10 protein-coding genes and 1 pseudogene are annotated in these 9,058 nt (G+C 53.3%); 7 read left to right on the forward strand and 4 right to left on the reverse strand.

Annotated elements, in window-relative coordinates:
- Genes AACY50_RS25785 through AACY50_RS25800 form a run of 4 tightly spaced genes read left to right on the forward strand, consistent with a single transcriptional unit; the run spans window position 1 to window position 2,761 of the window.
- A complete protein-coding gene (locus AACY50_RS25785; RefSeq protein WP_339539440.1) occupies window positions 1-441 on the forward strand; it encodes a phage tail protein in 441 nt (146 codons plus the stop codon).
- Entirely contained in the window at window positions 438-1,706 is a 1,269-nt protein-coding gene (locus AACY50_RS25790; RefSeq protein WP_339539442.1) for a phage late control D family protein, read from the forward strand. Before AACY50_RS25785 ends, AACY50_RS25790 begins: the two co-directional genes overlap by 4 nt.
- 18 nt (window positions 1,707-1,724) lie before the next feature.
- Window positions 1,725-1,925 carry a Com family DNA-binding transcriptional regulator gene (locus tag AACY50_RS25795; RefSeq protein ID WP_339539444.1) on the forward strand — a complete coding sequence of 67 codons (201 nt, stop codon included), beginning with the start codon at window positions 1,725-1,727 and terminating at the stop codon, window positions 1,923-1,925.
- Window positions 1,886-2,761: a DNA cytosine methyltransferase gene (locus AACY50_RS25800; RefSeq protein WP_339539446.1), complete on the forward strand. Its 876-nt coding sequence runs from the start codon at window positions 1,886-1,888 to the stop codon at window positions 2,759-2,761. Before AACY50_RS25795 ends, AACY50_RS25800 begins: the two co-directional genes overlap by 40 nt.
- Before the next feature lie 117 nt (window positions 2,762-2,878).
- On the opposite strand, the gene AACY50_RS25805 is transcribed toward AACY50_RS25800, so the two are convergent.
- Complete coding sequence (locus AACY50_RS25805) at window positions 2,879-4,243, reverse strand: KAP family P-loop NTPase fold protein (protein WP_339539448.1); 1,365 nt, start codon at window positions 4,241-4,243, stop codon at window positions 2,879-2,881.
- A 295-nt stretch (window positions 4,244-4,538) separates the two neighbouring features.
- Here AACY50_RS25805 and AACY50_RS25810 point away from each other — a divergent pair, with 295 nt between their 5' ends.
- Complete coding sequence (locus tag AACY50_RS25810; RefSeq protein WP_339539450.1) at window positions 4,539-5,711, forward strand: polymorphic toxin type 44 domain-containing protein; 1,173 nt, start codon at window positions 4,539-4,541, stop codon at window positions 5,709-5,711.
- Window positions 5,698-6,117, forward strand: a complete 420-nt coding sequence (locus AACY50_RS25815) for a hypothetical protein (RefSeq protein WP_339539452.1) — start codon at window positions 5,698-5,700, stop codon at window positions 6,115-6,117. Before AACY50_RS25810 ends, AACY50_RS25815 begins: the two co-directional genes overlap by 14 nt.
- A gap of 90 nt (window positions 6,118-6,207) precedes the next feature.
- On the opposite strand, the gene AACY50_RS25820 is transcribed toward AACY50_RS25815, so the two are convergent.
- From AACY50_RS25820 to AACY50_RS25830, 3 genes and pseudogenes are all read right to left on the reverse strand, one after another.
- Window positions 6,208-6,504, reverse strand: a complete 297-nt coding sequence (locus AACY50_RS25820; protein ID WP_339539454.1) for a hypothetical protein — start codon at window positions 6,502-6,504, stop codon at window positions 6,208-6,210.
- Window positions 6,505-6,513: 9 nt separating this feature from the next.
- Complete coding sequence (locus AACY50_RS25825; protein ID WP_339539456.1) at window positions 6,514-6,765, reverse strand: hypothetical protein; 252 nt, start codon at window positions 6,763-6,765, stop codon at window positions 6,514-6,516.
- A gap of 807 nt (window positions 6,766-7,572) precedes the next feature.
- Window positions 7,573-7,776, reverse strand: a pseudogene (locus AACY50_RS25830) (type II toxin-antitoxin system HicB family antitoxin); the annotation flags it as partial.
- A gap of 529 nt (window positions 7,777-8,305) precedes the next feature.
- On the opposite strand from AACY50_RS25830, the gene AACY50_RS25835 reads away from it, so the two are divergent.
- Window positions 8,306-8,599: a DUF3077 domain-containing protein gene (locus tag AACY50_RS25835; RefSeq protein WP_339539458.1), complete on the forward strand. Its 294-nt coding sequence runs from the start codon at window positions 8,306-8,308 to the stop codon at window positions 8,597-8,599.
- Window positions 8,600-9,058: the final 459 nt, after the last annotated feature.

The raw sequence follows: 9,058 nt of genomic DNA on the forward strand, positions 1-9,058 counted from the left end.
ATGATGCTGGCATTGGGCATGTTCGTCTTCAGCCTCTCCACCGCGGCCTATCAGGCCTTACAACGTCAAACCGAATGGCGACACGCGAGCAGCAACCGTGTCGGCGCGGCACCTGCACGGCAGTTTTTGGGCCGTGGTGAAGACTCGATCACCCTGCCCGGCCTGATCCTGCCGGAACTGGCCGGCAGCGCGCTCAGCCTCGATGCATTGAGGTTGATGGCCAACACCGGTAAAGCGTGGCCCATGGTCGAAGGCAGCGGCCGGATTTACGGCTTGTGGATCATCGAAAGCCTGAGTGAAACCAAGACCCTGTTTTTCCGCGACGGTACGCCCCGGCGTATCGAATTCATGTTGAGCCTCAAGCGCATCGATGACGACCGCATCGACTTGATCGGCGCCGGGACCAGCGTGGGCATCGGCATCATGAGGGCACTGCTGTGATCGACGCGGCCCTCTCCCGCGTCACCGGCTACCTGGACAAGGCCCTTTCACGCTACCAGCGCGAAGCTGCTTACCCAATTCCGGCGTACCGCATCACCGTAGACGGCAACGACATCGCCCAAATGATCAGCCCGCGCCTGATGAGCCTGGACCTCACCGACAATCGCGGAATTGAAGCCGATCAGCTCAGCATCACTCTCAGCGACCACGACGGCCTGCTGGCCATCCCGCCCACCGGCGCTGTGATTCGCCTGTGGTTGGGCTGGAGCGATACAGGGTTAGTCGACAAAGGCTCCTACATCGTCGACGAAACCGAACACTGCGGCGCCCCGGACGTGTTGACCATTCGTGCTCGATCCGCTGATCTGCGCAAGAGCTTGAAAACAAAACGCGAACGCAGTTGGAGCAACACCACCCTCGGCGACGTGCTCGGAGACATCGCCCTGGGCAACGGCCTGACCGTCACCATTGCCGGCACCCTTGATGGTCTACCTATCCTGCAGCTCGACCAGGCCAACGAATCCGACGCCAATCTGATCAGCCGCATCGGCGAGGAATTCGATGCCGTCGTCACCGTCAAGGCTGGCTGCCTGTTGTGCCTGCCAGCCGGCGGCGGAAAGACCGCCAGCGGGGCCGAATTGCCCCACATCACCCTGACTCGCGCCGACGGCGACCAACACCGCTACCTGCAAGCCGACCGAGACAGCTACGACGGCGTGCGCGCCTATTTCTACGACGTGAACAGCGCCGAGAAACAACAAGCCATCGCGGGTGGCGGCGAAAACCTCAAGGATCTGCGCCACACGTACAGCGACCGGCCGTCGGCCCTGCGCGCCGCGCGCGCCGAATTCAACCGACTGCAACGCGGCAGCGCGACGCTCAGTTACGTCTTGGCTGTGGGTAGACCGGAACTGATCCCGGAGCTGACTTACACGCTCGAAGGCGTGAAACCCGAAATCGACGAAATCATCTGGTACGGCGGCAATGTGCAGCACTCCCTCAGCGCGGAAAGCGGCTACATCGTCAGCCTGGAACTTGAAAGCAAATTACCGGAGGACACAGTCGAGGCATTGGCGCAGGAGAACAACGAACAATTCACAGGCGTCATCGCGTACTACCGAGACAAGAAAACCGGTGTGCAAAAGCCGGTAACGGCCGGCGACCAGCGCAAACCAAAACGCTTATGTTGGCTGTACGCCACTGAAAACACAGCAAAGCGTGCAGCGGATCGCGAATGGAAAAAGCTCCAACGAGGCACAACATGACCCATCAAGGACGATTTCATGCAGGACATACGCTGCGGCCAATGCTGCCGCAAACTCGCCGCCGCCAGCGGCTTCACTGAATTACAAATCAAGTGTCCGCGCTGCCGGACACTCAACCACCTGAAGGCCCCGAGCCTCCCCCCAGCGTGCCGCGAGCATCCAGAACAACGAGTTCCTGAATGCCCCAACCCACCCTTGGCAGCCTGTTCGCAGGCATAGGAGGCTTTGATGTCGGATTTGAAAACGCGGGATACCGCAGTGCCTGGCAAGTCGAACTCAACCCCATCAACCGGGCTGTGCTTGCCGACCGATTTCCCCACGCACAGCAATTTGAAGACGTGCGCCACTGCGGCGCCCATAACCTCTGCTCCGTCGACGTCCTCACCGCCGGATTCCCCTGCCAGGACATCAGCATCGCCGGCGCCCGAGAAAGCAACCGAGACACCCGCGGACTACGCGGCGAACGCAGCGGGTTGTTTTGGGAAGTCATACGAATCCTCAAAGAGATTCAACCTCGCTGGGTGGTGCTTGAGAACGTCGTTAACCTGCTCGCTGTCAACGATAGCCACGACTTTGAAACAGTCATCCGGGCCCTTGCGGACTGCGGGTATGTGGGATTTTGGCGAGTGCTTAATGCTCAATATTTCGGAGTCCCCCAGCAACGTCGTCGAATATTCCTGGTCGCCGGTTTTGGACGAATGCCCCCCTTCGAGTTCCTGGCTGACGCCGCGCCAGTGGACGCAATACCTCCAGCGTCTCAATCGCAGCGCTGGCCACGGCCCGCGGATGCCTGGGCTGCCAATACTCTACTCGCGAACAGAGCCGCCTCACAGATCGCTATGGGCTGTACCACTCTCGTCGCTCACGCGAACGGATGGGATCAGATGGCTGAGCGGCAGCGAGCGGCTGAGGATGATGGGTTTTGCCTCGGACTGGATGCGGCCAACCTTGCAGAGGCTTTCGGTGCCGGAAATGCCGTTGTTGCGCAAGTGGCGGAGTGGGTTGGGCGGAGGTTGATAGAAGAAAAGAAAAGTGTTTTCAGTTATTCAGAATAAATGGTATTACGATCTCTAGCGATGCCCCTCGAAACACAGTTATAAAAACTCAACTTTGAAAATCGATAAGGCACACTTATAAGCGTGCCTTATCTGCCCCTCAACCAAGAGCAACCGCTAACTTAACTGATGAGCCAAATCAACCACAGGTTTGTACTTACGCAGCTTTGGTTTCTCGGTGTAGTCACTGTACACTCTTTTTTTCCACATCGGCGTCGTGTCTTCAAACCTGAGTTCAACGCCACGCATTATACTAACATGAAAAAACAAAAGGTCATTTATCGTAACAAGTTCAGTATTCATGTGGACCGTTAGCGCGGCACCTAGAGGACAATGTTTTCTAAGAGCACTCTCGTCACCGCTTAATAATTCCAGATAGAAATCACTTCCTTGCGCCCTCGCGAAAATCAATATTGCCAAACAAAAAAAGTGAACGCTACCATCCATAAAATCGCTTGCTGCTTTGATCTGACGAACATAATTGAGAATCTCCCGCAGCTGAACGTTGAAAATTTTACACAACGCGACGGTTAGCAACGTATTCTCATCAAACTCCATAGAATCACTGCAAAAAGTAGACCCATTTGCACTCACCGTGCGCTCTGAATTATATTTTCCATGCGTTATAACGGTTCGCCCCTGCACATTAATCCCGACAAGATAAGAATCAATAGCCGGCAATACAGACTGTACAAATTTGAATATATTTCGGTTATCTAAAGAAAACTCCGCATCAAAAAATCTTCTTAAGTACTGACTTGATCCAAAGCTTTGCCCATAAACCACTTTTATAGAATGAGCCAACTGCTTCGAATCAGACGCGATGATAAACTTGCAGTCATCCATATCAAAAAAATGTTTTATTCTCTCTAGCAATTCAATCGCATATGTCGGTCTACAACGATCAAGCTCATCGATAAAAATAAATACAGGCGTATTCTTACCTTCATTTTCTCGAGCCTGCAAGAATCTTTCTCTTAACGCTTCTTTAAACTCTTCAACATTTTTTTCTGCACTAGCGTGCTCTGCCACTAAATCCTCTACTAGCTTTCCTGCCGCGTCATCACCACCCTCACCAATTAAATCGTTAAAATTCACGCCCGTAAACTTCATGAATAGCCCTCTTACTACCAGAGGCGTCCCTTTTTTAATTAGTTTCGAAACTGTATTTATAGCCGTTCGCCCGATCTCAGTCGCCTCTGCTGAGGAAGAATCAACTAACTGTTGTTCCAACGCAGCCATCAACGCCACTAGAGGCTCCGAAGAATAATCCGACTCCCAAGCATTAAAATATACACAAACATGCTTTGAATTCAATTCCTTGGCCCAACGCTCCAAGAAAAAAGACTTACCGGCCCCCCATGCGGAATTTACGTTAAGAACCTTCACATGATCGTTAGCTAACAAATATCTCGTTAAAAATTCGGCACTTGTTTTACGCCCCATCAAATCGTCAGCCCAAACTCCGAAATCTTCGTCCATATATCTCACACCTCCATCAGATTACTTATCTTCGTTTAATCTTGTTCAACTATTCTAGTTAGGAGCATTGATACGTCAATCAAGCTACGCGCCCCAAGAGGATTGACCTTATTCGTTCAGCTTGGCATGCAGATGATAGCGTAGCAATGGCTAGCCACCTCTGGAGAAGCATCAGCTTTCTCACTGCAGTCTAGAGTTAAGCTTTTCCTTACAGACTCATCCGGTTATTTCCGGTAACTTCCCCAAGCCAGCGTAAACCTGGTTCTTGAACACGGATTAATTACAAGGACGTCCAGTGATTTCTTCTGCTCGCCTGGGTGACAAACACGTCTGCCCACTGCCAGGTCACGGCACCACCCCGATTGCCTCCGCCAGCGGTGACGTAAACATCAACACGATGGGCTCTGCCCGTGTCGGTGATACCTGTGGATGTGGCGCCGTCATCACGACGGGTTTTCCCTCTATCCAGGTGAATGGCCGCCCGATGGCTCACTTGGGAAGTCCTACCAGCCATGGCGGGACGATCATCACCGGATCAGGCAATGTCGGTGGTGGCTTTGTCATGGGAGACGCTGGTGGTGCAACAATCATCAATTTCATGGCGCTCGGGGCTTTCCGCCCCGATGGTTCCGTGGACGATGAGAAGATGGCGACCTTGTTGGCCGATCCAAAGCTCACTGAAAAGGCCACTGCGGCTAATGCGCTGGTAGCGCCGAAGGCAGCGGCCAAGCAGCCTGATAAAAAGCCCGAAAAGAAACCCGAGCCAAAAGCCGAACCCGCTGCCTGTAAAGACCCGGACATGATGGAGAAACTGGCGAGTTACATAGCGGCCGAAATGAACACCAACATCAATAGCCCGGCCGTTCGCCAGATGAAGGAACTGAACAGCTACGACGCCCATGCAAAAACCAAAGAATACATGGCGCTGCCCTTCTGGGCTCAACTCGGTCCCAAGCCAGACTTCTATAGTCTGGCGCTTGGAATGAAAGCCCGAGCACTGGCTATTTGGACTGAGCGTGTCGGTCAAAATCGCCCCTGGGATCACAAGCCGATCATCCGCAAGACCATCGGGGGCGTTTGGCACAAACAAGGAAAGTACGAGTACTTCTATGACATTTGGTCGAACGTTCATTATGGTTATGTCGGCAGGGCTGGAGGCCTATCCGAGAGTGCGCTACTGGATGGTGCCGGCGGTGAGCAAATAATTTCGGATGCTATACGCAAAGCCGAGGAAGTCGTAACGAAGCCCAAGGAACAATGGGAACTGCCCGGCCCAAACCGCTCAGCAAATGTCGACGGTCTCAGGGCGTGGGATGATGCGCCCGACCGAATATCCATCAGCATCGGCGTGAAGCTCTATCGCCAACATCCCAATGGGGGTATCACCGCCAAAATGATCATGGATCAAGTGCTGGCAGTACCACCTAAGGAATGGGGAAAAGGAATCAAAATACATGAATGCAAATAAAACCGGGCGCCGGTATGGACGCTGGGTTCTTCTGCTCCTCGTCGCCCTTCCGATCGCTTTTTGGTATTTCGGCTCCCCGGTCGTAGCGGTGAATTTTTCCCCGAACAGCGAGGGAGAGTTTCACTACGTCTGGAACACTCAGGACAGGATTCATAGAGGCGATATCAAGCACGGTGGCTCGGCGGTTGAGTTCGGCTACCTATTTCCCGACGACGACTTTTTCATGATGTTCGATTGGTGGACTGATAAAGGTTTTCAGAGGTGCATCGACATCACACCCAAATGGGGTCGAACCATTGACATCTATCTGGATGAAACAGGAAGGATCGATGTCGCCAAAACCGGCCCGGACGTTATTGCCCGATTGAAGCAATGCAATGGCGAGCCTGATCCTTTCCGGCCATAAGCAAGCTACCAGCTTTCGAGCAACATCAAGTGAATCGCATCCGTCGTCATGGACGGGGTTGCCGCGCCCCGTTCTTGATTGAAAGGCTGCTCACTCTTCTCTACACCACCAAGACTGCGCGTACGCGCAGCCTTCGATGTACTCGATACCGCTGAGGACAAATCCGGTGACGGCCATGCCTGCGAGTGTGGCGTCTAGCAACGGGGGCAAGGGATCTGGATCAAGCGGCATTCCCACATCTACACGAGCGACGTTGGCAGCCCGTCCCAGCTCCTTACAAACCGAGGAGTTGACCATGACATTGCCCCTTATCGCGGGGTACTGACGTCGAGCCTTTGGATCGAGCGCAATTCCGCGCGACCTCATTGGGGTTACCAGTACGCGCATACCGTGCCCCTACTCTTCACCATCGATGTCGAGCATCGATTCCACCGCAAAGGCTAACGCCCCATCCGCCAGCTCAAGCAGATCGCAGAGGTCATCGCTATCTATCACCTTATTTGTGTGCAGCGCACGGGCTTCGATCAGGAGCGCTTTGTGGTGAGCGCCTGGTCGAGCGAAAAGCGCGGATCTGTCAGCGAGCATCGTCTGCCAGCGTGTTAAGTCTTTTGACTGCGCGGTAGATGCGACAGTGATTGAGGTTTTCATCGGTTCGGTTTCTCGTGCGAATAATACTGTACGCATAACCAGTATATTCATACTATCCGGATGATACCTACAGATGCCGACGAAATGCCCTACGCGCACTGATGAAGCGGCTGATAGAAAAACGCATTTATGACAGCTTATTAGACCAAAAAAAACCCACCTCAGCCGAAACTGAAACGGGCTTTCCCCCACAAAAACGACTACTACTTCAGGTCGTCAAAGTGGTCTCGCAGGAACTCGTAAAAGCGAAACGCTTTAAACAATCTCCATACGAGGCTCAGCGTACGCAGCAAAAGCTTCATACGTTTTGGCCTCCAAGGTTGGGGGCCAAACCTCCAGCACACTTACCGGATCACGCGTGCCTTCAGCAGATACGCCAGTATTGCCTGTGAGGCGGCCGGTTGAGACCCCTCCGAGGCATCATCCGGCACGGGTGCAAAACCGTGTCAGAGGGCATAAATCTGTTATGCCACCAGCCAAACCTCACCGCCGCACTGGCATACGAGCGACGGCATCTTAACCTGATCCACAGGGGTTCTCTGGCAAAAGGATAAGGGGGTTTTGTAAATCGGTATTTCTGCCAGCATCATCGCTTCGGGCTATCGACCAAAAAGCACTTTTCGGCGATTTGGTCGTCTGGCTCAAAAATCACCTTGCGAGGATGAGCGAAGATTAATAACATGACCGTACGCCAGTATTGTCTGTGAGACGTACTTAGCCCGAGCCGCAAGCGAAGGCTTACAAAAGAACCGCCCAGCAAAGGCGGTTTTTTTTCGCCTGCCGTTTGCAGGTACGGTGTCAGCGATTACCCGAATACGGCTTTTGAGGTACGCGATCAAGCCGGGCACAGGTTTCGAGATAATCTACTACAGCCTCTTGAAACGCTCCTCGCAGCTCCGCGACTGACGTTCCGTGAAATCCAACGAGATCTTTGATTCCTGTTATTTGGCCGACAAAAAGGCCATCTTCATCACTGTATTCAATTCGGCCCACATAGCCGTTGTATCTCATTTTTCTCACGGGGTGACTCCTCATCTCTCATTCAAAGCCTGCGCGTCACAGGCAAGTGAGTCCGCGGCTTTTTTGACATGGCGATCAGAATATCGAGTGACTCTGGTCGAAGTTGTAGGCAAAATCCGCGAGTTGCGTAAGTAAGCACGACTCAGGTGCTTTTCGCAGGCAAGCGCCTTGCTAGCCTTCAATTCGCCGGAATATTCTCCAGACGTCGCTGCATATCAGCGATCGGGCTTGGTAACCCGACGAGTTGCGCAACAGCGCGCCTTCACAATTGCAGGCTTATCTAGCCCGTAGTTTGTTATGGCGGCTGTGCGTGGGACGCCTTCGGGCGTGCCGGTCTCCTTGACTCCCGGTTTACCAACCTGCGCACAGCTGCCACCCATTTCGCTTGGTAACGAAATCGGCAGCTCCCTATGTCAAGGAGCTAGACAATGCATCCTGTAAGTCCGCTACAAATCCCGCTTTACCCTCAATGCAATGCTTCACTCTTCTTTCAATGCCTTTCCACCTGTGGAGGTGGCCAATGATCGAAGAAGTCGAAGAAAAAACCATCGGCTACACACCCTTCCTCTACTGCGGCGACAATCCGCTGTTCCACGTCAGCGCCGGCGTTCCGGTTAAAGATGCGCTGACTCAAGCCTCGGATCTGCTTTGCCTGGCTAAATCGCTCACCGAAGACGCGGCGTTCGCGAAACACACTGATCGGTATGCCTGGGCTGCGCATTTTCTGACGGCGATGGGCAAGGCGGTGATCGATGATGTGGTGAAAGCCGTTTCACCTCGCCCCAGACCAACGATTGTGAAAGCCGCAAAATAGCGACTAACTGAACTACGATCCTGGATCGTTTGAATGGTGGTTGGGCGCGCTGTTTATGGGCGCCCTTCCCCCAAAGACATGAAAAAACCCGACGCTGGGCCGGGTTTCCTTTGGTGTTTTCATTTCAATCCAATCAATCATCGAAGTTGAGGTGGCTTGTATCAGCCTCACGGGTCACGGCTTGTGGGTAAGCGCCTGCGATATATGGCTTATGTATCCACGATCCGCTTCGGACATCGCCCTGTACCATGTAAGAAGATTCCGCTCTTCTTGAGTTAACTCGGAGATTTCGCACTTGGGTTGTTCCGTGCGTATGTTCTCGTTTTCATCTTGCCCCCGGTGTCAGGATAGTTGTCGCCTCTCCGGTTTTTCCAAAAAAAGCATATCGGGGGCGGAAAGAGACTGGTCGTGCCGTACTATTCACCTGAACGCAGAGCCGCATTACTTAAGATGCTGCTT

The organism is Pseudomonas sp. RA_15y_Pfl2_54, assembly GCF_963971015.1.
Lineage (GTDB): Bacteria > Pseudomonadota > Gammaproteobacteria > Pseudomonadales > Pseudomonadaceae > Aquipseudomonas > Aquipseudomonas baetica_A.